36 protein-coding genes, 5 tRNA genes and 1 pseudogene are annotated in these 21,688 nt (G+C 65.0%); 3 read left to right on the top strand and 39 right to left on the bottom strand.

Annotated features, from left to right (window positions below; all coding sequences use genetic code 11):
• Positions 1 to 72: 72 nt before the first annotated feature.
• Positions 73 to 600: a YqgE/AlgH family protein gene (locus ASF71_RS03560; protein ID WP_056294806.1), complete on the top strand. Its 528-nt coding sequence runs from the start codon at positions 73 to 75 to the stop codon at positions 598 to 600.
• 98 nt (positions 601 to 698) lie between these two features.
• A tRNA-Asn gene (locus ASF71_RS03555) sits at positions 699 to 773 on the top strand.
• A gap of 48 nt (positions 774 to 821) precedes the next feature.
• Here the strand turns inward: ASF71_RS03555 and ASF71_RS03550 are convergent.
• Complete coding sequence (locus ASF71_RS03550; RefSeq protein WP_056294803.1) at positions 822 to 1,541, bottom strand: hypothetical protein; 720 nt, start codon at positions 1,539 to 1,541, stop codon at positions 822 to 824.
• A gap of 162 nt (positions 1,542 to 1,703) precedes the next feature.
• Here ASF71_RS03550 and ASF71_RS03545 point away from each other — a divergent pair, with 162 nt between their 5' ends.
• A complete protein-coding gene (locus ASF71_RS03545; protein WP_056294799.1) occupies positions 1,704 to 2,921 on the top strand; it encodes an MFS transporter in 1,218 nt (405 codons plus the stop codon).
• Between the two features lie 70 nt (positions 2,922 to 2,991).
• On the opposite strand, the gene ASF71_RS03540 is transcribed toward ASF71_RS03545, so the two are convergent.
• The 38 genes and pseudogenes from ASF71_RS03540 to ASF71_RS03365 form a co-directional block, all read right to left on the bottom strand.
• The gene (locus ASF71_RS03540; RefSeq protein ID WP_056294797.1) at positions 2,992 to 4,326 is read right to left on the bottom strand and encodes a S41 family peptidase; all 1,335 of its coding nucleotides are present in this window, start codon (positions 4,324 to 4,326) and stop codon (positions 2,992 to 2,994) included.
• A 131-nt stretch (positions 4,327 to 4,457) separates the two neighbouring features.
• A complete protein-coding gene (gene rplQ, locus ASF71_RS03535) occupies positions 4,458 to 4,808 on the bottom strand; it encodes a 50S ribosomal protein L17 (RefSeq protein ID WP_056294795.1) in 351 nt (116 codons plus the stop codon).
• 54 nt (positions 4,809 to 4,862) lie between these two features.
• Positions 4,863 to 5,882, bottom strand: a complete 1,020-nt coding sequence (locus tag ASF71_RS03530; protein ID WP_056294792.1) for a DNA-directed RNA polymerase subunit alpha — start codon at positions 5,880 to 5,882, stop codon at positions 4,863 to 4,865.
• 14 nt (positions 5,883 to 5,896) lie between these two features.
• Positions 5,897 to 6,514: a 30S ribosomal protein S4 gene (gene rpsD / locus ASF71_RS03525; protein WP_056294789.1), complete on the bottom strand. Its 618-nt coding sequence runs from the start codon at positions 6,512 to 6,514 to the stop codon at positions 5,897 to 5,899.
• A 152-nt stretch (positions 6,515 to 6,666) separates the two neighbouring features.
• Positions 6,667 to 7,062, bottom strand: coding sequence for a 30S ribosomal protein S11 (gene rpsK, locus ASF71_RS03520; RefSeq protein ID WP_014685974.1), 396 nt, complete (start codon positions 7,060 to 7,062; stop codon positions 6,667 to 6,669).
• A gap of 3 nt (positions 7,063 to 7,065) precedes the next feature.
• Positions 7,066 to 7,446 (bottom strand): 30S ribosomal protein S13, encoded by a 381-nt coding sequence (gene rpsM, locus ASF71_RS03515; RefSeq protein ID WP_056294786.1) that lies wholly within the window; start codon positions 7,444 to 7,446, stop codon positions 7,066 to 7,068.
• A gap of 2 nt (positions 7,447 to 7,448) precedes the next feature.
• Positions 7,449 to 7,562, bottom strand: coding sequence for a 50S ribosomal protein L36 (gene rpmJ, locus ASF71_RS03510; protein ID WP_019012075.1), 114 nt, complete (start codon positions 7,560 to 7,562; stop codon positions 7,449 to 7,451).
• A gap of 104 nt (positions 7,563 to 7,666) precedes the next feature.
• Positions 7,667 to 7,909: a translation initiation factor IF-1 gene (gene infA, locus ASF71_RS03505; RefSeq protein ID WP_014685976.1), complete on the bottom strand. Its 243-nt coding sequence runs from the start codon at positions 7,907 to 7,909 to the stop codon at positions 7,667 to 7,669.
• A 145-nt stretch (positions 7,910 to 8,054) separates the two neighbouring features.
• The gene (locus ASF71_RS03500; protein ID WP_056294783.1) at positions 8,055 to 8,648 is read right to left on the bottom strand and encodes an adenylate kinase; all 594 of its coding nucleotides are present in this window, start codon (positions 8,646 to 8,648) and stop codon (positions 8,055 to 8,057) included.
• Positions 8,649 to 8,803: 155 nt separating this feature from the next.
• On the bottom strand, positions 8,804 to 10,123 hold the full coding sequence (gene secY, locus ASF71_RS03495; RefSeq protein ID WP_056294780.1) for a preprotein translocase subunit SecY: 1,320 nt from the start codon (positions 10,121 to 10,123) through the stop codon (positions 8,804 to 8,806).
• Entirely contained in the window at positions 10,124 to 10,588 is a 465-nt protein-coding gene (gene rplO / locus ASF71_RS03490; RefSeq protein ID WP_056294777.1) for a 50S ribosomal protein L15, read from the bottom strand.
• Positions 10,585 to 10,752 carry a 50S ribosomal protein L30 gene (gene rpmD / locus ASF71_RS03485; protein ID WP_056294774.1) on the bottom strand — a complete coding sequence of 56 codons (168 nt, stop codon included), beginning with the start codon at positions 10,750 to 10,752 and terminating at the stop codon, positions 10,585 to 10,587. Before rpmD ends, rplO begins: the two co-directional genes overlap by 4 nt.
• Positions 10,749 to 11,282 (bottom strand): 30S ribosomal protein S5, encoded by a 534-nt coding sequence (rpsE, locus tag ASF71_RS03480; protein WP_082505480.1) that lies wholly within the window; start codon positions 11,280 to 11,282, stop codon positions 10,749 to 10,751. Before rpsE ends, rpmD begins: the two co-directional genes overlap by 4 nt.
• Positions 11,272 to 11,610, bottom strand: a complete 339-nt coding sequence (gene rplR / locus ASF71_RS03475; RefSeq protein ID WP_056294768.1) for a 50S ribosomal protein L18 — start codon at positions 11,608 to 11,610, stop codon at positions 11,272 to 11,274. The genes rpsE and rplR overlap by 11 nt, the downstream gene beginning before the upstream one ends.
• The gene (gene rplF / locus ASF71_RS03470; RefSeq protein ID WP_056294765.1) at positions 11,610 to 12,167 is read right to left on the bottom strand and encodes a 50S ribosomal protein L6; all 558 of its coding nucleotides are present in this window, start codon (positions 12,165 to 12,167) and stop codon (positions 11,610 to 11,612) included. Before rplF ends, rplR begins: the two co-directional genes overlap by 1 nt.
• Before the next feature lie 27 nt (positions 12,168 to 12,194).
• Positions 12,195 to 12,596 (bottom strand): 30S ribosomal protein S8, encoded by a 402-nt coding sequence (gene rpsH / locus ASF71_RS03465; protein WP_056294762.1) that lies wholly within the window; start codon positions 12,594 to 12,596, stop codon positions 12,195 to 12,197.
• A gap of 229 nt (positions 12,597 to 12,825) precedes the next feature.
• Positions 12,826 to 13,011, bottom strand: a complete 186-nt coding sequence (locus ASF71_RS03460; RefSeq protein ID WP_014685985.1) for a type Z 30S ribosomal protein S14 — start codon at positions 13,009 to 13,011, stop codon at positions 12,826 to 12,828.
• Between the two features lie 11 nt (positions 13,012 to 13,022).
• Positions 13,023 to 13,562, bottom strand: coding sequence for a 50S ribosomal protein L5 (gene rplE / locus ASF71_RS03455; RefSeq protein ID WP_056294759.1), 540 nt, complete (start codon positions 13,560 to 13,562; stop codon positions 13,023 to 13,025).
• Between the two features lie 58 nt (positions 13,563 to 13,620).
• Positions 13,621 to 13,968 (bottom strand): 50S ribosomal protein L24, encoded by a 348-nt coding sequence (gene rplX / locus ASF71_RS03450; protein ID WP_056294755.1) that lies wholly within the window; start codon positions 13,966 to 13,968, stop codon positions 13,621 to 13,623.
• Entirely contained in the window at positions 13,968 to 14,372 is a 405-nt protein-coding gene (gene rplN / locus ASF71_RS03445) for a 50S ribosomal protein L14 (protein ID WP_012693995.1), read from the bottom strand. The genes rplX and rplN overlap by 1 nt, the downstream gene beginning before the upstream one ends.
• Complete coding sequence (gene rpsQ, locus ASF71_RS03440; protein WP_056294752.1) at positions 14,369 to 14,659, bottom strand: 30S ribosomal protein S17; 291 nt, start codon at positions 14,657 to 14,659, stop codon at positions 14,369 to 14,371. Before rpsQ ends, rplN begins: the two co-directional genes overlap by 4 nt.
• Complete coding sequence (gene rpmC / locus ASF71_RS03435) at positions 14,656 to 14,871, bottom strand: 50S ribosomal protein L29 (RefSeq protein ID WP_056294751.1); 216 nt, start codon at positions 14,869 to 14,871, stop codon at positions 14,656 to 14,658. The genes rpsQ and rpmC overlap by 4 nt, the downstream gene beginning before the upstream one ends.
• Positions 14,858 to 15,283, bottom strand: coding sequence for a 50S ribosomal protein L16 (gene rplP, locus ASF71_RS03430; RefSeq protein WP_046843208.1), 426 nt, complete (start codon positions 15,281 to 15,283; stop codon positions 14,858 to 14,860). Before rplP ends, rpmC begins: the two co-directional genes overlap by 14 nt.
• Positions 15,283 to 16,029, bottom strand: coding sequence for a 30S ribosomal protein S3 (gene rpsC / locus ASF71_RS03425; protein WP_056294748.1), 747 nt, complete (start codon positions 16,027 to 16,029; stop codon positions 15,283 to 15,285). Before rpsC ends, rplP begins: the two co-directional genes overlap by 1 nt.
• A complete protein-coding gene (rplV, locus tag ASF71_RS03420; protein ID WP_082505340.1) occupies positions 16,029 to 16,463 on the bottom strand; it encodes a 50S ribosomal protein L22 in 435 nt (144 codons plus the stop codon). The genes rpsC and rplV overlap by 1 nt, the downstream gene beginning before the upstream one ends.
• A complete protein-coding gene (gene rpsS / locus ASF71_RS03415; protein WP_056294745.1) occupies positions 16,460 to 16,747 on the bottom strand; it encodes a 30S ribosomal protein S19 in 288 nt (95 codons plus the stop codon). The genes rplV and rpsS overlap by 4 nt, the downstream gene beginning before the upstream one ends.
• An 11-nt stretch (positions 16,748 to 16,758) precedes the next feature.
• Positions 16,759 to 17,592 carry a 50S ribosomal protein L2 gene (gene rplB, locus ASF71_RS03410; protein WP_056294742.1) on the bottom strand — a complete coding sequence of 278 codons (834 nt, stop codon included), beginning with the start codon at positions 17,590 to 17,592 and terminating at the stop codon, positions 16,759 to 16,761.
• Positions 17,593 to 17,605: 13 nt separating this feature from the next.
• Complete coding sequence (locus ASF71_RS03405) at positions 17,606 to 17,893, bottom strand: 50S ribosomal protein L23 (protein WP_056294739.1); 288 nt, start codon at positions 17,891 to 17,893, stop codon at positions 17,606 to 17,608.
• Positions 17,890 to 18,501, bottom strand: a complete 612-nt coding sequence (gene rplD, locus ASF71_RS03400; RefSeq protein WP_056294736.1) for a 50S ribosomal protein L4 — start codon at positions 18,499 to 18,501, stop codon at positions 17,890 to 17,892. The genes ASF71_RS03405 and rplD overlap by 4 nt, the downstream gene beginning before the upstream one ends.
• A 4-nt stretch (positions 18,502 to 18,505) precedes the next feature.
• Complete coding sequence (gene rplC, locus ASF71_RS03395) at positions 18,506 to 19,126, bottom strand: 50S ribosomal protein L3 (RefSeq protein ID WP_056294734.1); 621 nt, start codon at positions 19,124 to 19,126, stop codon at positions 18,506 to 18,508.
• Positions 19,123 to 19,446, bottom strand: coding sequence for a 30S ribosomal protein S10 (rpsJ, locus tag ASF71_RS03390; RefSeq protein WP_014685998.1), 324 nt, complete (start codon positions 19,444 to 19,446; stop codon positions 19,123 to 19,125). Before rpsJ ends, rplC begins: the two co-directional genes overlap by 4 nt.
• Positions 19,447 to 19,451: 5 nt before the next feature.
• A pseudogene (tuf, locus tag ASF71_RS24870) lies at positions 19,452 to 19,600 on the bottom strand (elongation factor Tu); the annotation flags it as partial.
• Between the two features lies 1 nt (position 19,601).
• A partial coding sequence (gene tuf, locus ASF71_RS03385) for an elongation factor Tu (protein ID WP_235514106.1) occupies positions 19,602 to 20,770 on the bottom strand: 1,169 nt, incomplete at its 3' end.
• A gap of 63 nt (positions 20,771 to 20,833) precedes the next feature.
• On the bottom strand, positions 20,834 to 20,930 hold a 97-nt coding region (locus ASF71_RS25635), incomplete at its 3' end, for a GTP-binding protein (protein ID WP_200939688.1).
• Positions 20,931 to 21,063: 133 nt separating this feature from the next.
• A tRNA-Thr gene (locus ASF71_RS03380) sits at positions 21,064 to 21,138 on the bottom strand.
• 9 nt (positions 21,139 to 21,147) lie between these two features.
• Positions 21,148 to 21,220: transfer RNA gene (locus tag ASF71_RS03375), tRNA-Gly, on the bottom strand.
• Between the two features lie 7 nt (positions 21,221 to 21,227).
• Positions 21,228 to 21,313 (bottom strand) — tRNA-Tyr (locus tag ASF71_RS03370).
• 45 nt (positions 21,314 to 21,358) lie between these two features.
• Positions 21,359 to 21,434: transfer RNA gene (locus tag ASF71_RS03365), tRNA-Thr, on the bottom strand.
• Between the last annotated feature and the right edge of the window lie 254 nt (positions 21,435 to 21,688).

Raw genomic sequence — 21,688 nt, 5'->3', positions numbered from 1 at the left:
ATGGACACCGGGCGCCGCATGAAGGCCACGGCCTCTACTCCCGCGCCGCCCGGCCCGCTAGGCTGAGACCTGATGGGCCGCGCGCTGACGTTTCTGGTCGCCAGTCCCCACCTGCACGGAGCCGTGTTCGGGGGGACGGTCATTCTCTTGCTGGAGCACGATCTGGGAGGTGCGATGGGATTGATCGTCAACGCGCCGGCCCCGCAGACCGTCAGCGAACTCATGCCGGACGCCCCGGGACAGGACATTCCGGCCTGGATGGGCGGCCCGGTGGACCCCTCGCTGGGCTGGTGCCTCTATCCCGACCCCCTGGGCCTGGACGGTGAGATGCGGCTGCTGGACGGCCTGAACGTCACGAGCAGCCTCGACGTCCTGCGCGCCGTAATGGCGAGCGGCCAGCGCTACATGCTCGTGCTGGGCTACGCGGGCTGGCGCGCCGGCCAACTGACCGAAGAAGCCCGGGCCGGAGCCTGGGTCTGGGTGGAGCAGGACACGCCGGAACTGCTGTGGGACGTGCCCGCCGAAGACCGCTGGGCCGAGGCGCTGCGCCGCCTGGGTGTGACGCCCGGCGCCATCATGCCCGGCGGCGCCGAGGCCTGAGCGGGCCGGCCAGACCTCACGCGGTCAGGACTTGCAAGACTTCGGAACACCATGCTACTATCCCTCTCGCGCCGGAAACGGCCGCATACCACCTGTATTCGGGAGTAGCTCAGTGGTAGAGCGTTCGACTGTTAATCGAATGGTCGTAGGTTCGACCCCTACCTCCCGAGCCAGACCAGCAACACCCCCACACTCCTGTGGGGGTGTTCGCTTATCGTTCCCTACTGACGCGCGCGGTAGGCGGCCGAGTTCTTCCAGGGTTCCAGTGCGTTGTTGAGGCGCTGCGAGCCCAGACCGCCGGTCCGCCACTCGACCGGGGCTGTCGGGGCGTCAACCTGGGTGTAGCTGGTGACCGTCCCACCATAGTTGACGTCCAAGACATTCCAGCCGAGTTTGAGATTGAACGTGGCGTTCACGGTTCCCAGCCCAATGCACTCGCCCTGAAAGGTGTAGGAAGCGTCCTGGCTGGCGAACCACCAGTTCTTGGCCGTCGTGCTGCCCGATGCGTTGGCGGTCAGGGGCTGACCGGTGTCGGTCTTCAGGGTGGCGATGGGGTACAGCCTCAGGCTATCCGGCGCAGTGGTGGTGACATTCGAACAGGCTCCAAATACATCAGTAGCGTTGAACAGCAAGTCGCTGTACTTCGCCGTCATACTCGTCACGGTAGGAAGACCCAGGTCAAAACTGCCCGTCGCCGAGACTGGAGCGCTCTCATTCAGTTCCTCTGGCTTCACGGACGCGGCCTGGCCCACCGTGAAGGGCGTGATCTGCCCCGGAATCCGTCCGAGCTGTTCCCCAGGCAAGATGATGGGCTGAGTGTCCTCGGTGCCGGGCCCGGCCATGGTGCCGCCGCAGGAGGCCAGCAGCAGGGCGGCACCGGTCAGCGCGGCGCCGAGGGCGAAACGGGGAGCCGGGCGGCTCCGCTGGGCAATCTGTTTCATGAGCCTCATGCTGGCAGCAGGGCGGCGCGCGCGGATGGCGCCCGACTTCAGGCGGGCGGCCCATTCTTCTCACCTCGGCGTCAGCCTAGACGCCGTTCGGGAGGTCCAAGCAGTCCGGTCCAGCCGGCCACCCCCCGGAGGCGCGGGTGTAGCCTCGGCAACGTGTCTGCTCCCGCCGCCGCCCGCTTGCGCCTGTCCCCCGCCCAGCTGGGCCTGATCGGCGTCACCTTCCTGATGTGGGGAGGTTTTTTTCTCGTCATCCCCCTCATCACGGTGCATTTTGTGGACGGCCTGGCCTGGGCCGCAGCCAGCGTGGGGCTGGTGCTGGGCCTGCGTCAGCTCACGCAGCAGGGGCTGACCGTCTTCGGAGGGGCCTGGGCCGACCGCCTCGGCCCCAAGCCGCTCATCCTGGCCGGGTGCCTGATCCGCACGCTGGGTTTCGCGTGGATGGCCTTCTCCGGCACGCTGCCTGAGCTGCTGGCGGCCTCGCTGCTGGCCGGCATCGGCGGCGGCCTGTTCGACGCTCCCAAGAGCGCAGCCATCACGGCCGTCACCCCGCCGGAGTTCCGCGCGCGGATGTTCGGCCTCATCAGCATCGCCGGCAACCTCGGCATGGTCACGGGGCCGCTGCTGGGCGCCTGGCTCATCACCCTGGGCTTCCAGCGCGCCGCCCTGATCGCCAGCAGCGCCTACATCTTCGCGCTGGTGGTCCTGGCAATCACCCTGCCGCACGTGCGCCCCACCCCGCGCGCGGGCGACCGCGCCCTGGCCGGACTGGGAGTGGCCCTGCACGACCGGGCCTTCCGGCGTTTCACGTTCGTGCTGTGCGGGTACTTTCTGCTCAGCACGCAGCTCAACGTGGCGGTGACTCTCAAGGCAGTCGACCTGGCCGGTCCCGGCGCCACGGGACCCCTCTACGGTCTCTCGGCGGGGCTGGCCGTGGCGCTGCAATACCCGCTGCTGCGGCTCGTCGAGCGACATCTGCGGGCACGGGTGGTCCTGGTCGCTGCGGTCCTCAGCGTGGCCGTCTCGCTGGGCCTCATGGGCTTGGCGGTCACCTTCGGGCAACTGCTGGCCTGTGTGGCCCTCTACAGCCTGGGCACCATGCTCGTGTACCCCATGCAGCAGACCCTCACAGCCCGCCTCGCGCCTGAGGGACTCACGGGCAGCTACTTCGGCTTCTCGGCCATCAGTCTGGGAGTGGGGGGAGCACTGGGTAACTTTCTGGGCGGTCTCCTGATCGACGCCGGGAGCCGCCTCGACTTTACCCTGCTGCCCTGGCTCACGCTGCTCGCCATCGGGCTGCTCACGGCCGTGGGACTGCGCTGGGCCCTGCGGGACATGCCCACCCGTGAGCAGGCCCAGGCTGCTGCCGATTGAGGGCAAAAACATCAAGAGAGCGGCTGGCCTCCCAGAGGCGCCGGCCGCTCTCTTTACCCGCCTCCGGAGTTCAGTTGCGCGCGCGGTCGCTGGACAGGGTGGGCGCGGCGCTCAGGGCACGCACGCCGCTGTCGAGCAGTTGGTCCACGCCCTGCGTCAGCCGCCGGATGGTCTCCTCGGTCTGGGTGACTGGCTGGTCGGGCGTGACGCGCACTGGGTAGGGCGCGCCGTTGGCCTTGACGTAGTTGGTGATGGTCAGCTGCAGCGCTGCGTCCTCGGGCAGAGGGAAGACGCGGGTGGCCGTGTTGCCCACCCCAGCCGTGTCCTCCCCGATGACCGGGCCGCGCCCGGCGTACTGGATCTCATAGGCGAAGAACTCGCTGCACGAGGCACTGGACTTGTCCACCAGTACCGCCAGCGGGCCGGTCCACAGTTTGGGGTTGCGCACGCCGCCCTGGGCCTGTCCGTCTTCGAGGCGCAGGCCGCGGCTCACGCGAGTCTGCACGTCACCGTCGCTCGTGCGCGCCACCCGCACGAAGTCCGGTACAAAGGCGCTCACGGCGCTGTCGCACTCACTGAGACTGCCGCCGCCGTTGCCGCGTAGGTCCACGATCATTCCGGTGGCGCCGCGTGTCTGTGCCTGTCCCACGAGGTTGTGCACCGTCTGGGCCACGCCGCCCCCGGTCAGGAAGGTCGGGATGCGCAGCACCGCCACCTTGCCCTGTGGCCCGGCATAGGTCAGGCGCGGCAGATCACGGGTGCTGCTCTCGCGGGGCGTAATCGTCAGTTCCAGGCGCCGACCCTGGCGGTCCACTCCCAGCGACGTGGCCTGATCCCCCAGGCGGGCGGTCCGCAGGCGCTCGTAGGTGTAGGCCTGTCCCCCGATGGTCTGGAGAACGTCGCCCCGGCTCAGGCCGGCTTCAGCAGCGGCACTATCAGGCACCACCTCCAGCACCACCCGGTTCTCTCCGTCAAGCCGCGCGAGCTTGACCCCAAACTGCTTGCGGTTGCCCCCGGTCGCGCTCGCAACAAAATCTCCAAAATCGTCCGGTGTCTGAAAGAAGCTGTGCTCGTCGCCCAGCGCCGTGATCTCGGCCTGGACCACCGGGTACGCCTTGGCCGAGGCGCAGGTCTGAGGCTCGGGAGCACAAACCGCGTCGAGGCGCAGCTGATACTCGCTGCGCAGCGCGGCACGGTCGACTGTCGAGAGGCCGCCGTACCGGTCCTGCACGAGCTGGTTGACCCGGTCGAACAAGACCTGGGCCGGCGCGGTCGCGGCCGTCTTGGCGGTGGCCGCCGGAGCGGCGAGGAGAGCGGTGCCCAGCAGCGCGGCGCCCAGCAACCGGGTGCCGGAGAAACGGAAACGGGGGGCGCGGGCGGCGGACCGGCGGGGCGCAGGCTTCATGCCCCAGTGTGCGCCCCCGAGATGGGAAACGGATGGGCCGGGAAAGCCGCCCAGGTCACAAAAAATCAGGATTTCAGGCCCACAGGAAAGCCCCCACCGCAACGGGTGGGGGCCAGGGTCCGAAGGGGTCTTCAGACCAGTTCGATCAGGGCCATCGTGACGCCGTCACCGCGGCGGGTGCCCACGCGCAGGATGCGGGTGTAGCCACCGGGACGCTCGGCGTACTTGGGCGCCACTTCGTCCATGACCTTGCGCACGACTTCCTTGTCGTGGATGTCCTGAGAAACGAGGCGACGGGCGTGCAGATCGCCGCCCTTGGCGGTGGTGATTAGTTTCTCGACGTAAGGACGCAGCTCCTTGGCCTTCGTGAGGGTCGTCTGGATGCGGCCCTCGCGCAGCAGCGCCGTCGCCTGGGCGCGGGCCAGGGCGGTACGGGCGCTGCTGTTGCGGTTGAGCTTGCGACCGGCTTTACCGTGACGCATGGTTGTTCTCCTTGGGGGACGGGGAGCGGCGCGGGGCCGCCCACCGAAAGAGGGTCAGTCTCTGAGGGCGAGGCCGAACTGAGCGAGCTGCTGCTTGATCTCGTCGAGGCTGCGCTCGCCGATTCCGGGAACCTTCTTCAGGTCGCGGTCGGACAAGGCGCACAGGGCGTCCACACTGTCGATGCCTTCTTCCTTGAGGGAATGCAGCACACGGGTGGTGAGACCCAGGCCTTCGAGGGTCACGCGGGGCGTGTCCAGGTCGGTCGGGAAGGGCTGAGGATTGATGCTCAGCTCGGGCTGGCGCGGCGGCAGATCGTAGATCCCCGTACCGGTCGGCACCGGAGTCGTCATGGCCGGGGTGTAGACCGGCTGGCTGATCTCGGTGTCGATGGTCATCGGCAGATTCTCCACATTGCCGAACACCGTCAGCTCCGAGCGCAGAATCTCCACGGCCTTGTCGAGCGCGTCCTGCGGACCGGTGCTGCCATCGGTCCAGACGCGCAGGATCAGGCGGTCAAGATCGGTCTGCTGGCCCACGCGGGTGTTTTCCACGTGGTAGGCCACGCGGCGCACCGGCGAGAACACGGCGTCCACCGGGATCGAGTTGATGCGGTCCTTGGTGGCGTGCTTGTCGGCGGGCACGTAGCCTTCGCCTTCTTCCACACGCACCTCCATCACCAGCTTGCCGTCTTCGGCGAGGGTGGCGATGGTCAGGTCCGGGTTCACGATCTCGGCGTCACTGGGCACCTCGAAGGCGCTCGCCTTGACGACCCCTTCACCCTGCGCACGCAGGGTCAGGGTCTTGGGGCCGCCGGCATGAAACTTCACGACAAGTTCCTTGAGGTTGAGAATCAGCCCGATGACGTCTTCCTTGACGCCCGGAATGGTGGAAAACTCGTGCAGGACATCCTCGATGTAGACACTGGTCACCGCCGTGCCGGGAATCGAGGACATCAGGATGCGCCGGACAGGGTTCCCGATGGTGACGCCGTACCCGCGCGTGAGCGGCTCGAGGACGAACTCGCCGTAGTTGCCGTCCACGCGGGCCTTGAGTTGAGGGCGCTTTTGATCCACTGGGGCCTCCGTATTTAACGCGAGTAGTACTCGATGATGAGGTTCTCGTTGATCGGCAGCGCGAGGTCTTCGCGCGCGGGGAGGCGCGAGAAGGTGCCAATAAAGTTTTCAGGGTTCATTTCGACCCAGGGGCTGACGCGGCGGCGCTTCTGCGCTTCCATGTTTTCCTGGACGAAGCCCATCTGGCGGCTGCCTTCGGCCACGCTGATCTCGTCGCCGATCTTGACGCGGTAGCTGGCCACGTCCACTTTCTTGCCGTTCACGAAAATATGCCCGTGACCGACAAACTGACGCGCCTGGCGGCGGGTGCTGGCAAAGCCCATGCGGAACACGACATTGTCCAGACGACGTTCGAGCAGCTGCAGGAACACCGTACCAGTCACGCCGGGCACATTGGCGGCTTCCTCAAACAGGTTGCGGAACTGCTTTTCGCCGACGCCGTAGAGGCGGGCAAGCTTCTGCTTTTCACGCAGACGCACGCTGTAGTCGCTGGGGCGGCCCTTGCGGCGCTGGCCGTGCTGGCCGGGGCCGTAGGGACGCTTGTCCAGGTACTTCTGGACCTTTTCGGTCTCCGCGAGGTTGATGCCTTCGCGGCGGCTCTGCTTGGTAATGGAACCACGGAAACGACCCATGTCTTGCTCTCCTTATGCGCCCGGCCAATGCGGCTCGGGCGGGTCTGCGGCCCTCTGTGGGCCCGGCTTCTCGCTGGTGGGTGCAGCTTTCGTTCCTGGGCGCGGGGCCTAGAGAACAGCGAAACCGGGACAGGTGGGCGCGCGCGTGCGCTTTAGGCGCGGAACTTCTTCTTGGGGCGGCAGCCGTTGTGGGGCACGGGGGTGTCGTCCATGATGGACTTCACTTCGATACCCGACGCCTGGATGGCGCGGATAGCCTGCTCACGGCCGGAGCCCGAGCCACGCACGATCACGTCGACGATATTCATGCCGAAGGTCTGCTGGGCCTTCTTGACGGCGTCGGCGGCGGCCAGCTGGGCCGCGTAGGGCGTGCCCTTCTTGCTGCCCTTGTACCCGATGGTGCCGCCCGACGACCAGGCCACGCTGTTGCCTTCGAGATCGGTGATCGTGACGATGGTGTTGTTGTAGCTCGCGTTCACGTAGGCGCGGCCAGCGCTGATGTTGCGCCGGGCGCGGCGGGGGGTCTTACCCTTGGTGCTCTTCGCCATGGCTTACTTCCTCGTGGCCTTTTTCTTACCGGCGACGGTCTTGCGCGGTCCCTTGCGGGTGCGCGCATTCGTCTTGGTGCGCTGGCCGCGCACGGGCAGACCGCGGCGGTGACGCAGGCCACGGTAAGCGCCGATGTCCATCAGACGCTTGATGTTCTGGCCAACTTCACTGCGCAGGTCGCCTTCGACCTTGTAGGTCTTCTCGATGGCTTCGCGCAGGGTGCTCTGCTCGGCCTCCGAGAGGTTCTTGACGCGGGTGTCGGGGTTCACGCCCGTCTGCGCCAGGACTTCCTTGGCGCGGGTCAGGCCGATACCGTAGATGTAGGTCAGCGCGATTTCGACGCGCTTCTCGCGGGGCAGGTCAACGCCGGCAATACGTGCCATGCTTAACCCTGCCTCTGCTTGTGCTTGACATTGGTGCAGATGACCAGAACGCGCCCGTGGCGGCGGATCACCTTGCAGTTGTCGCACATTTTCTTGACACTGCTGCGAACTTTCATGCTTCCTCCTCGCGCCGCCTGAATTCTCCGGCAGCGCTCGACCCCCCGCCCAGCGCACGCTGGCGCGCGTGCAGGGAATCTGTGGTCACCACTCGCCTGGGTGCTTACTTGCGGTAGACGATGCGCCCACGCGTGGTGTCGTAGGGGCTAATCTCCAGAACCACACGGTCCCCCGGCAGGATACGGATGTAGTGAATCCTCATCTTGCCGCTGATGTACGCCAGCAGGTCATGTCCAGTGTCGAGCTTCACACGGAACGTGGTGTTCGGCAGCGCCTCTTCCACGACCCCTTCGGCCCGCACGGTATCGGACTCTTCCTTCTTACGTTTTTCCCGCTGTTCCGGCATTCTTCGTCTCGCCACGCAACCTCCAGGCTTGATGCAAGCCAAAAACGAGAGTACCACAAGAGAGCAAAGGCCGTAAAGCCTCGGAGCGGCTCCATTCTGGGTTCATCTTCTCGTCCATTCTATTCGGACACCCTGTCTGAACCGCTCAGTGCATTCCGCTCAGGATACGGCTGTAGACCTCATCCGTACTGCCCACGCCGTCTACGTGGTACAGATGACCGCGCCCCTCGTAGTGCTCAATGAGCGGCTGAGTCTGCTCACGGTAGACCTGCTGCCGCTTACGGGCGACCTCTTCGGTGTCGTCACTGCGCACCGGCTCATTGCGCGCCGCTGCCTGGCGGCCCCTCTCGACGATCCGGCCCACAAGAACCTCGTCAGGAACTTCGAGCAGCGGCACGGCAGTCACGGGAGCGCCGAGTTCCTCAAGCAACAGGTCAAGTGCCTGGGCCTGAGCCGGGGTCCGCGGAAAACCGTCGAAGATGACCCGGACCTGCTCCATTCCCGCCAGCCGGTCGCGGATCAGAGCGATGAGAATATCGTCGGGGACGAGCTGCCCAGCAGTCAGGATCGGCTGTATCGCCTGGCCCAGCTCGGTACCGCGCGTCACGTGGTCGCGCAGAATATCGCCGGTGCTGATCTTGACGAGGTCCTGCTCGGCGGCCAGGCGCTCGGCCTGGGTTCCCTTGCCCGCGCCGGGAGGCCCGAGAAAAATCACGACCTTGGTTTTGTTTTGCGTCACTTCATTCCTCCATCTGGGCCCTAGCATAGAGGCTGAGTCTGCCGGAACGTGCGCATGGCGCAGTTCCCCCATCAGTAACGTGGGGCGAAAAGGCGGGGCCGACAAAGTAAAACCGCCCTCCCGGAGGAAGGCGGTCAGTGATCTGGCAACGCGGCTTAGTTGTTCAGACGGCCGCGGATACGGCCCTTGCTGATGAAGCCGTCGTAACGGCGCACCGTGAGTTGAGCTTCGAGCTGTTTCAGGGTTTCGAGCGCCACCCCCACGATGATCAGCAGACCCGTCCCCGAGAACTGGAAGGTCGTGATTCCGGTGCCGCGCTGCACGATCTGCGGAAAGACCGTCAGCACGACCAGGAAGACGGCGCCCCAGAGGCTCAGGCGGCCGCTGATGCTTCCCAGGAACTCGGCCGTGGCCGTGCCCGGACGGACCCCCGGAATGAAGCCGCCAGCCTCGCGCAGCTGCTCCGCGATCCGCTTGGGATCGAACTGCACGCTGTTGTACAGGTACGTGAAGCCGAAGATCAGGGCAGCTTCCAGAATGATGTACAGCGGTGTGCCGAACACCAGATTGGTGCTGATCCAGGCATTCACGCCCGGCGCACGGGCGGCCGTGGCACTGGCGATCACGTTGGGAATGATCAACATGGCCGAGGCGAAGATCACCGGAATGACGCCTGCCTGGTTCACCTTGATAGGCAGCCAGGTCGCCTGACCGGCCCCACGGGCCTGACCGGCCGCGCCGCCACGGGCACGCGCGTAGGTCACGGGGACCCGGCGTTCGGCCTGATACACGTACACGATGCCGGCGATGGTGATCAGGATGACGCCGATGAAGATCAGGATTCGCAGGATGCTCGTCTGCTCGGTCTGCAGAAGCTGACCGGTCGCTGCGATCTCACGCGGGTAGGCTGCGATGATCCCGGAGGTGATGATCAGACTGATGCCGTTGCCGACGCCCACTTCGGTAATGCGTTCACCGATCCACATCGTCAGCGCGATACCGGCTACCTGGGTCAGCACCATGACGAGCACAGTAAAGAACCCTGGATCCCAGCCCACGGCCACGTACTGCGGATTGCTGGTGATGTACAGCGAAAAGAAGATCGCCTGCGCCGCCCCCAGAGCGATGGCCGCGTAGCGGGTATATTGGTTGATCTTCTTCCGACCCTCCTCGCCTTCCTTGGAGAGCTTCTCCAAAGCCGGCACGGTGGTCGTGAGCAGCTGGATCACGATGCTGGCCGTGATATACGGCAGCACTCCTAGCGCGAAGATCGAGAACTGCGAAAGATTGCCCCCCGAGATCAGGCTGATCAAACCAAAGAGGCCACCCGAGGTGGCCTGGCTGAGGGCTGCGGTGTTGACGCCGGGCGTGGGAATAGCACTTCCCAGGCGGTATACGGCGAGCAGCAGCAGGGTGAAGACAATCTTCCGCCTCAGGTCCGGAATCCGGAACGCGTCGCGGAAGGCGCGGAGCATTTACTCCGCCTTCTCGGCAGTCTCGCTGGTAGCTTCGGGCAGTACGACCCGGCCGCCGGCCGCTTCCACGGCCTGAATGGCGGCCGCGCTCGCGGCGTCAACGTGCACCGTCACGGCGCGGGTCAGTTCACCAGTCGCCAGCAGCTTGACGGGGTTGTTCTTGCGGCGCACCAGACCGGCCAGTTCCAGCGCAGCGCGGTCGAAGGTGTCACCCTGCAAGACGTCCAGCTGGGAGAGCTTGACGATCTCGAAGGTGGTACCGACCTTGTTAAAGCCGCGCTTGGGCAGGCGGGCGATCAGGCGGCTGCGGCCCCCTTCGAAGAAGGCACCCTTGCCAGCGCCGCTGCGGGCCTTCTGGCCCTTGTGACCACGGCCGGCGGTCTTGTCGGTGCCGCCGGGGCCACGGCCCACGCGCTTGCGGTTCTTGCGGCTGCCGGCGTGCGGCTTAAGCTCATGGAGTTTCATTCCTGCACCTCCAGCAGATGCTGAACAGTCTTGACCATCCCGCGCAGGGCGGGCGAGTCATTGATTTCGCGGCTGTCGCCGATCTTCTTGAGGCCCAGCGCCTTGACCGTGTTCACCTGATAGCCAGGGCGGCCGATGACGCTGCGCTTGAGGGTAATCTTCACTGCGCGCCTCCTGCGGTCTGCGCCGGCGCCTCGGTTCCGCGAAGAGCGCGGACCTGCTTGGCGGTGCGCAGGTTCTTGAAGCCGTCGAACACGGCGTACGCCACGTTCACCTTGTTACGGCTGCCGAGTTCCTTCGAGAGCATGTTGGTGATGCCCGCGAGTTCGGCAATGGAACGGGGAACGGTGCCTGCGATCACGCCGGTACCGGGACCCGCGGGCTTCAGCAGCACGCGGCTGGTGCTGTTGACCCCCACGATGTCGTGAGGAATCGTCCCGTTTTCGACCGGCACGTGGATCATGTTCTTGCGGGCGATCGCCTTGGCCTTCTCGATGGCGACCGGCACTTCCTTGGCCTTACCGATCCCCATGCCCACGCGACCGTTGCGGTCACCCAGGATCACGAGTGCGGCGAAGCGGAAGCGGCGTCCGCCCTGGTAGGTCTTGGAGGTGCGGTTGACGAACAGCATCTTCTCTTCGAATTCGCTGCTTTCACGCTCCGCGTTGCGGTCGTTACGACGATTAAAAGTCAAGGCCACCCTCCCGCGCCGCGTCTGCGAGCGCCTTCACGCGTCCGTGGTAACGGTACGCACCACGGTCAAAAACGACCTTCGTGACACCCTTGGCGGTGGCGGCCTCGGCCAGGGCTTTGCCCACGGCTGCGGCGGTATCGGTCTTGCTGCCCGTCTTGACGGCGGCGCTGCTGGCCGAGGCCAGGGTCACGCCCTTGCTGTCGTCGATAATCTGGGCGTAGATGTGCTTGCTCGAGCGGAACACGCTCAGGCGCAGGCGCTCGGCGGCGGCCACACGGACCTTGCGGCGGGTGCGCAGCTTGCGGCGGACGGTCGTCTGTGAGGACATTATTTCTTCCCTTTCCCGCCGGTGGCACCGGCCTTACCAGCCTTGAGGGCGATCTGCTCGCCAACGAAGCGCACACCTTTGCCGTGGTAGGCGTCGGGCTTGCGCACCTTACGGACATTTGCCGCAACCTGGCCGACGAGCTGCTTGTCGATACCGCTCACGTCAATGCGCGTCGGCTCGGGCACGGTGAAGCTCACGCCGGCAGGCGGCTCGATAACGACCGGGTGGCTGTAGCCGATGGTCATCTCAAGGTTCTTGCCTGCGAGGCGCGCGCGGTAACCCACGCCACGCAGTTCGAGGTTGATGGTGAAGCCGTCCGACACGCCCTTGACCGCGTTGGCGACCAGGGTACGGGTCAGGCCGTGCAGAGCACGGTGGCGCTGGGCGTCGCTGGGACGCTCGACGAGCAGCTGCTCGCCGTCCTGGCGCACAGTCAGTTCAGTGTTGTAGGGCACCGTCAGTTCGCCCTTGGGGCCCTTGACCTTGAACACACCGGACTGGGCGCTCGCGGTCACGCCGCTGGGAACGGCAATAGGTTGTCTACCGATACGGGACATAATGTCCTCCTTGGTCAGAACTCTGGATTACCAGAGGACGCAGATGACTTCGCCGCCTACACCCTGCTTGCGGGCTTCGCGGTCGGGAAGCAGGCCACGGCTCGTCGACACGACGGCCAGACCCAGGCCACGCTGGACGCGGGGTAGGCTGTCGGCGCTCACATAGGCGCGGCGGCCAGGGCGCGAGATGCGCTCAATGTGCTTGATGACCTGCTCACGCTTGGCCCCGTACTTCAGGGTAACGCGCAGCACGTCGAACTTCTCGCCTTCGGGGCGCAGGCGCTCGACGCTCTGGACGTAGCCTTCCTGCACGAGCAGTTTGGCGAGTTGCTCTTTGAATTTGGAGGCCGGGATGTTGACGGTCTCCTTGTGGGTGCGCGTCGCGTTGCGAATGCGCGTGAGCATGTCCGCGATGGGATCACTCAGCATGTTGCCTCCATGGGCATGTTGGCGGAGCAGGGGCTGCCCCGGCGGGTGGCCCGGCCCCAGACAAAGCTGGAAACCAGGCACGCTTCTTCCCTTGAATGTGGGTCCCACTGGGACGCTTCTTCTGTTGGGCTTGTTCCACACACCGGACGATCACTGATCAAACAGAGCAGTTCGTATCCGGGGGGCCTGCACGAGTCCTGCCGCAACCGGGGGCGGCAGGGAGGTCATCTTACCAGCTGCTCTTCTTCACGCCGGGCAGTTCGCCCTTGTGTGCCATCTCGCGAATGCAGATGCGGCACATGCCGAAGAAACGGTAGTAGCCACGGGCGCGGCCACAGCGCGAGCAGCGGTTGTAGTTCTGCACGGCAAACTTATGGCCGCGCTCCGCCTTGACAACTTTCGAGGTGTTCGCCATAGCACTCGTCCTTACTTGCGGAAGGGAAGACCCATCGCCTGGAGCAGCGCGCGGGCTTCTTCGTCGGTCTTCGCGGTGGTCACGATGGTAATGTCCATCCCGCGCACCTTGTCCACCATATCATAGGTAATTTCCGGGAAGATCAGCTGCTCGCGGATGCCGAGGTTGTAGTTGCCACGGCCGTCAAACGCGTTGGGGTTGATCCCGCGGAAATCGCGGATGCGGGGCAGGCCAATGTTGATCAGCTTTTCGAGGAACACGTACATGCGATCGTTGCGCAGCGTGACCTTAATGCCGACCGGCATGCCCTGACGCAGCTTGAAGTTGCTGATGCTCTTCTTGGCCTTGGTGATGATGGGCTTCTGAAGGGTGATCAGGCCCAGTTCCTTGGCCGCCTTGTCGATGGCCTTGCTGTCTTCCTTGCTGCTGCCCAGACCCTCGTTCACGACGATCTTTTCGATGCGGGGCACGGCCATCACACTGGAGTAGCCGAACTGTTGCATCAGGGCCGGACGAACCTGCTCGTTGTACTTCTGCTTGAGCTGCTGCATGTTGCCTCGTTTCGGGCGGACGGGTCGCCCAGGCCACGCGCGGAGCGTGACCCTGAATTCAGTCGATGACCTTTCCGCTACCGACCGCGACGCGAACCTTCTTGCCGTCAACGATCTGCTTGCGGATGCGGGTGGCCTTACCCGTCTCGGGGTCGACGATGGCGACCTTGCTGGCGTGCAGGGCCAGCTCGCGCCGCTCCTGTCCACCCTGGGGGTTGGCGGGGCTGGGCTTGACGTTCTTGGTGATGACGTTCACGCCTTCTACAACGACCTTCTGGTCACGCGGGAGGGCGAGCAGCACCTTGCCGGTCTGGCCCTTGTGCTTGCCGCTCAGAACGATGACGTTGTCACCCTTCTTGACGTGCAGCTTGTCGTTGTGATGGCTACCTGCGCTGGGACGGGGCATTACAGCACCTCCGGGGCCAGCGACACGATCTTCATGAAGCGGCGGTCGCGCAGCTCGCGGGCGACCGGCCCGAAGACGCGGGTGCCGCGGGGCTCGCCCTGGTTATTGATGATGACGGCGGCATTCTTGTCGAAGCGGATGGTGCTGCCGTCGGCACGCTTGATGGCGTGGCTGGTGCGCACGACCACGGCCTTGACGACGTCGCCGGCCTTGACGGCGCCGCGGGGAGCGGCGTCCTTGACGCTGGCGACGATGATGTCACCCACGTGAGCGTAGCGCTTGTTGCCGCCGCCCCCGGTGGTCAGACCCTTGCCGCCGATACCGCTGTTCAGCACGCGGATGCACATGATCTCGCGGGCGCCGCTGTTGTCCGCCACGTCCAGGCGGGATTGGGGCATGATCATGCTTCGCCTCCGGCCAGTTCCGTCTCGACGGCAGTGGTTTCGATGCCGCGCGGGCGCTCAATCAGCTTGGTTACCTTCCAGGTCTTGGTCTTGCTGATGGGACGCACGGCGATAATCTCGACACGGTCACCGATCTTGTATTCGTTCTTCTCGTCGTGGGCCGCGTACTTGTGGCTGCGGGTCACGACCTTGCCGTACAGGGGGTGAGCGAAGCGGCGCTCGACCTTGACGCTGACCGTCTTGTCGGCCTTGTCGCTCACCACGACGCCCGTAAAGGTCTTCTTCATGCCTGCTCTCCCTTGCCCAGCTCGGTTCCGCTCAACTGGGTGCGGACGGTATTGAGCTGAGCCACTTCACGGCGGAGCTGCCGGACGCGGTGCGGCTGAGCTAGGTTGCCCATGGCGGCCTGGAAGCGCAGCTCCATCAGTTCCTTCTTGCGGCTCTCGATTTCCTTGTCGAAATCGCCGAGCGGCAGGTTACGCATTTCACTGGGCTTCATCGTAGACCTCGCGCTTGACCATCTTGGTCTGGATGGGCAGCTTGTGACCGGCGAGGCGGAAGGCTTCCTTGGCCTGCTCCTCGGTCACGCCGGAGACCTCGAACATCACGCGGCCCGGCTTTACGACGCTCACCCAGTACTCCACGGCGCCCTTACCCTTACCCATTCGGGTTTCGGCCGGCTTCTTGGTCACGGGCTTGTCGGGGAAGATGCGGATGTAGATCTTGCCGCCGCGGCGGAAGTGGCGGCTCATGACGATACGGCAGGCCTCGATCTGGTTGCTCTTGATCCAGGCGGGCTCCAGCGCGATGAGGCCGAAGTCGCCGAAGGCCACGTAGTCGCCGCCCTTGGCGTCGCCGGTCATGCGGCCGCGGTGTTGCTTACGGAATTTGGTGCGCTTCGGGAGAAGCATCATTCACCTCCGGTGCGCCGGCGGGCGGTGGGACGGCGGCGGTTGGAGCGGTCGCCATCACCTGGGCGGCGCTCGTTGTCGCGGCGCTGCGGGCGGGCGAAGGTTTCGGTCTTGCCCCCAATCACTTCACCGTTGAATACCAGGACTTTGATGCCCAGGATGCCGTAGGTGGTGCGGGCCAGCGCGGTGCCGTAGTCGATGTCGGCGCGCAGGGTGTGCAGGGGCACGCGGCCTTCGAGGACCTTCTCGGTACGGGCCTGCTCGGCGCCGCCGAGACGACCCGACAGGATCACCTTGACGCCGCGGGCGCCCGACTCCATCACACGCTGCGCAGCCTGCTTCATGGCGCGGCGGAACGCGAACCGGCGCTCGATCTGCTCCGCGATACGCAGGGCCACGAGGGGCGCGCTGATGTTGGGGTTGGGGATTTCGGCCACGTTCACAGCCACGGTTCCGGCCGACACGAGACGCTCGATGTCGCTGCGCAGTTCCTTGATGCTCTCGCCGCCCTTGCCGATCACGATGCCCGGCTTGGCCGCGCTGATGATCACGTTGACCTGCTGACCAGCGCGCTCGATCTCGACGCGGGCGATGCCGGCGGCCGACAGCTTCTTGTCGACGAGCTTGCGGATCTTCTCGTCTTCCTTCAGCAGACCGGCGTACTGCTTCTTGCCGGCGTACCAGCGGCTGTTCCAGCCACGGGTAATGCCCAGGCGGAAGCCGTTGGGGTTGATTTTGTTACCCATTACTTGCTCCCCTTGCGGCCAGCTTCGCGCTCGCCCACGACGATGGTGATGTGGCTGGTGCGCTTCTTGATGATGTTCGCGCTGCCGCGCGCCCGAGGAATCAGACGCTTGAGGGTCGGGCCAGCGTCCACGTAGGCCGCCGTGATGACGAGGCGGTCTTCGAGCATCTCGTCGTTGTGCAGCGCGTTGTGCTTGGCGCTGTTGAGCACCTTGGCCACCGGCTCGCTGGCCGCGCGGGGGATGAAGCGCAGCAGGTCTTCGGCGTCACGCACCGACTTGCCGCGGATCACGTCGACCACGAGGCGCACTTTGCGGGGGCTGATGCGGACGTACTTCGCCACGGCATAGCCGGGACGGCGCAGCTTGACCTGCTGCTTGCGCTGCTTCTTGTTGCGGAAGGTGGGCGCGGCGTTGGTATCGGCAGGAGCGGTCATTTCTTCTTGCTCCCCTTGGCGGTCTTGTCCGAGCCGTGGCCACGGTAGCTACGGGTGGGCGAGAACTCGCCGAGCTTGTGACCGATCATCTGCTCGTTCACGAACACGGGCACGTGCTGCTTGCCGTTGTGAACCGCAATGGTATGACCGATCATCTCGGGCACGATGGTCGAGCGGCGGCTCCAGGTCTTGATGACGCGCTTGGTCTTGGTGTCGTTCTGGGCGTCTACCTTTTTCAGGAGGTGGTCATCCACGAACGGCCCTCTTTTGAGGCTACGGGGCATGTCTCCCCTCCTTACTTCCCGCCGCGGCGGGTGATGATGAAGCGGTCGCTGACCTTCCGCTTACGGCGGGTCTTGAGACCCTTGCTGGGCTGACCCCAGGGGCTGACCGGCGTGCGGCCCGCGCTCGTGCGGCCTTCACCGCCGCCGTGTGGGTGATCCACCGGGTTCATGGCACTACCGCGCTGATGCGGCTTCTGCCCGAGCCAGCGGCTGCGGCCGGCCTTACCGATCACGATGTTCTTGTGCTCGGCGTTGCCCACGGCACCCAGGGTGGCGTAGCACTCGCTGTGGATACGGCGAAGTTCACCGCTGGGCAGGCGAACGATCACGTAGTCGCTCTCCTTGCCCTGCACCTGCACGCTGGTGCCGGCGCTGCGGGCGAGCTGCGCGCCCTTCCCGGGAACGAGTTCCAGCGCGTGGACCACAGCACCCACCGGCACGAAGCGCAGCGGCAGGGCGTTGCCTAGACGGGGCTCGGCTTCGGGGCCGGAGTTGACGACGGCGCCCACGACCAGACCCTCAGGAGCCAGGATGTAACGCTTCTCGCCGTCTGCGTAGTGCAGCAGGGCGATGCGGGCGCTCCGGTTGGGATCGTACTCGATGGCCGCGACCTTGGCGGTCACGCCCGCCTTGTCACGGCGCTTGAAGTCAATGATGCGGTACAGGCGCTTGTGCCCGCCGCCGATGAAGCGGCTGGTGATGCGGCCACGGTTGTTACGGCCGCCGGTCTTGGGCAGGGCTTCGGTCAGCGCCTTTTCGGGGCGCTTCTTGGTCAGTCCGCTGAAATCCGCCGTCGTCATCTGGCGACGTGACGGGGTATAGGGACGGTATTTCTTGATGGCCATGTCTCAGATCTCCTTAGGCCTGGCCTTCAAGGGCAGCGATGGTCTGGCCGTCGGCGAGGCGGACGATGGCCTTCTTACGGTCGGCACGCGTGCCGAAGAAGCGGCCCACGCGCTTGCGCTTGCCGGGCACATTCATGGTGCTGATGCCGACGACCTTCACGTCGAAGGCCTTCTGCACGGCGTTCTTGATCTCGGTCTTGGTGGCCTTAGGGCTCACCCAGAACGAGTACACACCGCGTTCCATACCGGCGTAGGCCTTCTCGCTGATGACCGGCGCCTGAATGATGTCGTAGTGGCTCATGCTTGCGCCTCCCCTTCCTCGTCGGCAACTTCCAGAGCAGCCGCGTCAATCACCAGACGGTCGTGACGCAGGATGTCGTAGGCGTTGATCCCGGCGACGGGCAGCACGCTGACCCAGGGCACGTTCCGTGCGGCCTGGCGGGCCTGCACGTCGTCCGTGACGATCAGGACCTTCTCGGTGCCGTCCATGCCGTTCTGCGCGGCCCAGGCGACGAAGCCCTTGGTCTTGCCGTCGAGGCCGAAGCCGTCGACCGCAATGAGCTTACCGGTCTGCTGACGGTCCGCCAGCGCCATCGCGAGGCCGAGTTGACGGACCTTGCGGGGCAGCGTGAAGCCGTAGCTGCGGGGCTTGGGGCCGAAGGCCACACCGCCGCCCACGAAGGTCGGGACGGTGCGGTCGCCGTGGCGAGCGTTACCGGTGCCCTTCTGAGCGAACATCTTCTTGCCGGTGCGGGCCACCTGCGCGCGGGTCTTGGTGCTCGCGGTGCCGCGGCGGCGGCTGGCGAGCTGCCAGGTCACGACGTCGTGCAGCACGCCCACATTCACTTCGGGCAGTTCGAGGTCGATTTGACGACCACCGTTCTGGCCGATCACGTTGATCTGCGCCATTGTCTTACTTGCCTCCCTTGGCAGCCTGGCGCAGCACGACGAGTCCGCCGTTGGCACCGGGAATCGCGCCCTTGACGAGAATCAGATTCTCGCCGGCACGGATCTCCACGACTTCCAGGTTCTGGACGGTCACACGGTCCATGCCCATGTGGCCGGCCATGCGCTTGCCCTTGTACACGCGGCCGGGCGTCTTGCGCTGGCCGATCGAACCGGGGCGGCGGTGCCACTTCTTCGAGCCGTGGCTCGCGGGACCACCCTTGAAGTTCCAGCGCTTCATGACGCCCTGGAAGCCCTTGCCCTTGCTGGTACCGGTCGCGTCGATCTTCTCGCCTTCGGCGAAAATGTCCACGTTCACGGTGTCACCCTCGGGCGCGAAGCCGCGGAACTCACGCAGGAAGCGCACGGGCGAAACGCCGGCCTTCTTGAAGTGACCCATTGCGGGGCTGTTCACGCGCTTCTCGCTCTTGGGCATGTAGCCGATCTGCACGGCTTCGTAGCCGTCGCTCTGCGCGGTCTTGCGCTGCACGACCGGGCAGGGGCCGGCCAGCACGACCGTCACGGGAACGGCGCGGTCGCCCTTCCAGATCTGGGTCATGCCGATCTTGGTGCCGAGAATGCCCTTCACGCGCGGCCTCCGACGGTCTTGATCTCGATGTCCACACCGGTGGGCAGGTCGAGGGTCATCAGGCTGTCGATGGTCTTCTTGGTGGGGTTCATGATATCCACCAGGCGGTTATGGGTACGGATCTCGAAGTGCTCGCGGCTGTCCTTGTTGACGAAGGGCGAGCGCAGCACGCAGAAGCGGCGGATGCGGGTGGGGAGAGGCACGGGGCCACTCACGTCCGCGCCGGTGCGGCGCACGGTGTCCACGATCTTGCTGGCGGACTGATCGAGCGCCTTGTGGTCGAAACCACGCAGTTTGATACGGATTTTCGGGGCAACCATGACTATTACTCCAGGACCTTGGAGACGACGCCGGCGCCGACGGTGCGGCCCCCTTCGCGGATGGCGAAGCGCAGGCCTTCTTCCATGGCGATCGGCTTGATCAGCTCGACGACGAAGGTCACGTTATCGCCGGGCATCACCATTTCCACGCCTTNTCGCGGATGGCGAAGCGCAGGCCTTCTTCCATGGCGATCGGCTTGATCAGCTCGACGACGAAGGTCACGTTATCGCCGGGCATCACCATTTCCACGCCTTCGGCCAGTTCCACCACGCCCGTCACGTCCGTCGTGCGRAAGTAGAACTGCGGGCGGTAGCCGCCGAAGAACGCCGAGTGACGCCCGCCTTCGTCCTTGCTCAGCACGTACACGCTGGCTTCGAACTTCGTGTGCGGCTTGATCGACCCGGGCTTGGCCAGCACCTGGCCACGCTCCACGTCGTCACGCGCCACACCGCGCAGCAGCACGCCCACGTTGTCGCCCGCCATGCCGCTGTCGAGCAGCTTGCGGTGCATTTCGATGCCGGTGACGATGGTCTTCTTGGTGTCGCGCAGACCCACGATCTCGACTTCGTCCTGCACCTTGACCGTGCCGCGTTCCACGCGGCCCGTGGCGACAGTACCGCGGCCGGTGATGGTGAACACGTCTTCGACGGGCATCAGGAAGGTCTTGTCGGTGGCGCGCTCGGGGGTGGGGATGTAGCTGTCGACGGCGTCGAGCAGTTCCCAGATGCGGTCGACCCACTGGTTTTCACCGCGGGGGAGCTTGGGGTTGGCCTGGAGGGCTTCGAGAGCCTGCAGCGCGCTGCCCTTGACGACGGGGAGGTCGTCACCGGGGAACTCGTACTTGCTCAGGAGTTCACGCACTTCCATTTCGACGAGCTCGAGGAGCTCTTCGTCGTCGACCATGTCGACCTTGTTCATGAACACGACGACGAAGGGCACGCCGACCTGACGGGCGAGCAGGATGTGCTCGCGGGTCTGGGGCATGGGGCCGTCGGCGCTGGAGACCACGAGGATGGCGCCGTCCATCTGGGCAGCTCCGGTGATCATGTTCTTGACGTAGTCGGCGTGGCCGGGGCAGTCGACGTGGGAGTAGTGACGCGCCTGGGTGTTGTACTCGACGTGGGCGGTGTTGATGGTGATGCCACGGGCCTTTTCTTCAGGGGCCTTGTCGATCTGATCGTAAGCGAGCTTTTCGATGGTGGGATCGGCGGAAGCGGCGGTGAAGGTGATGGCGGCCGTCAGGGTGGTCTTGCCGTGATCGACGTGCCCGATGGTGCCCACGTTCACGTGCGGCTTCGTGCGCTCAAACGTTCCTTTTGCCATGATTCTAACTCCCTCCAAGAGGTGGACCTGCACGCAAAAGCGCCATGTGGCCGCGTGGTGCGNTGATGGCGGCCGTCAGGGTGGTCTTGCCGTGATCGACGTGCCCGATGGTGCCCACGTTCACGTGCGGCTTCGTGCGCTCAAACGTTCCTTTTGCCATGAGTGTGTCCTCCTGAGATGGGGGTTGTCCTTCTGCAGGACAAGCCTTGAGAGTCTATCAGACTTGAAGTGGCCCGGCCAGTCCAGACCCTGAAAAGACGAACGCGGCCAGCTGAGGGCTGGCCGCGCACGGATGGAGCTTCTGGTCGGGATTGAACCGACGACCTCTCCCTTACCAAGGGAGTGCTCTACCACTGAGCTACAGAAGCTTGGTGAAAAGCGGGAAACGAGACTCGAACTCGCGACATTCAGCTTGGGAAGCTGACGCTCTACCAACTGAGCTACTCCCGCGTGATCGTGGTGGGCAGGGGCGGATTCGAACCGCCGTACACTTACGTGAACAGATTTACAGTCTGTCGCCTTTAACCACTCGGCCACCTACCCGGATTGTCTCGGCCGTGCACAGCATACAACTTACGTTATATGTCCTGGAGCCACCCAGGAGAGTTGAACTCCCAACCTTCCGATTACAAGTCGGGTGCTCTACCAGTTGAGCTAGGGTGGCACCTGCCTTTTGGAAAAAGCCGGAAAACGTGTCCTGCACCTGCTGCGGAAGCTTCGCGGTTGCCTGCTGACTTCCGGCTGTGAATAGTAGCACCGGTCCCCAAACGTGTCAACAAGTGTGTGGAGTCTGCAGCGAGAGAGGAGATCAGCGGCCGGCTGCACCCTGGTCTTCACCAGTCGCCCATCTCCTGGAAGGGAAGCCTCCGTGCGCCATTCGGCGTATTTGCGACCCCGCCAGGAGGCGTATGCTGACCC

The sequence above is a fragment of the Deinococcus sp. Leaf326 genome (assembly GCF_001424185.1).
In the GTDB taxonomy this organism is placed as follows: Bacteria; Deinococcota; Deinococci; order Deinococcales; family Deinococcaceae; genus Deinococcus.
The sequence above is the reverse complement of the archived record's forward strand: the minus strand, read 5'-3'. Positions and strand labels throughout refer to the sequence as shown.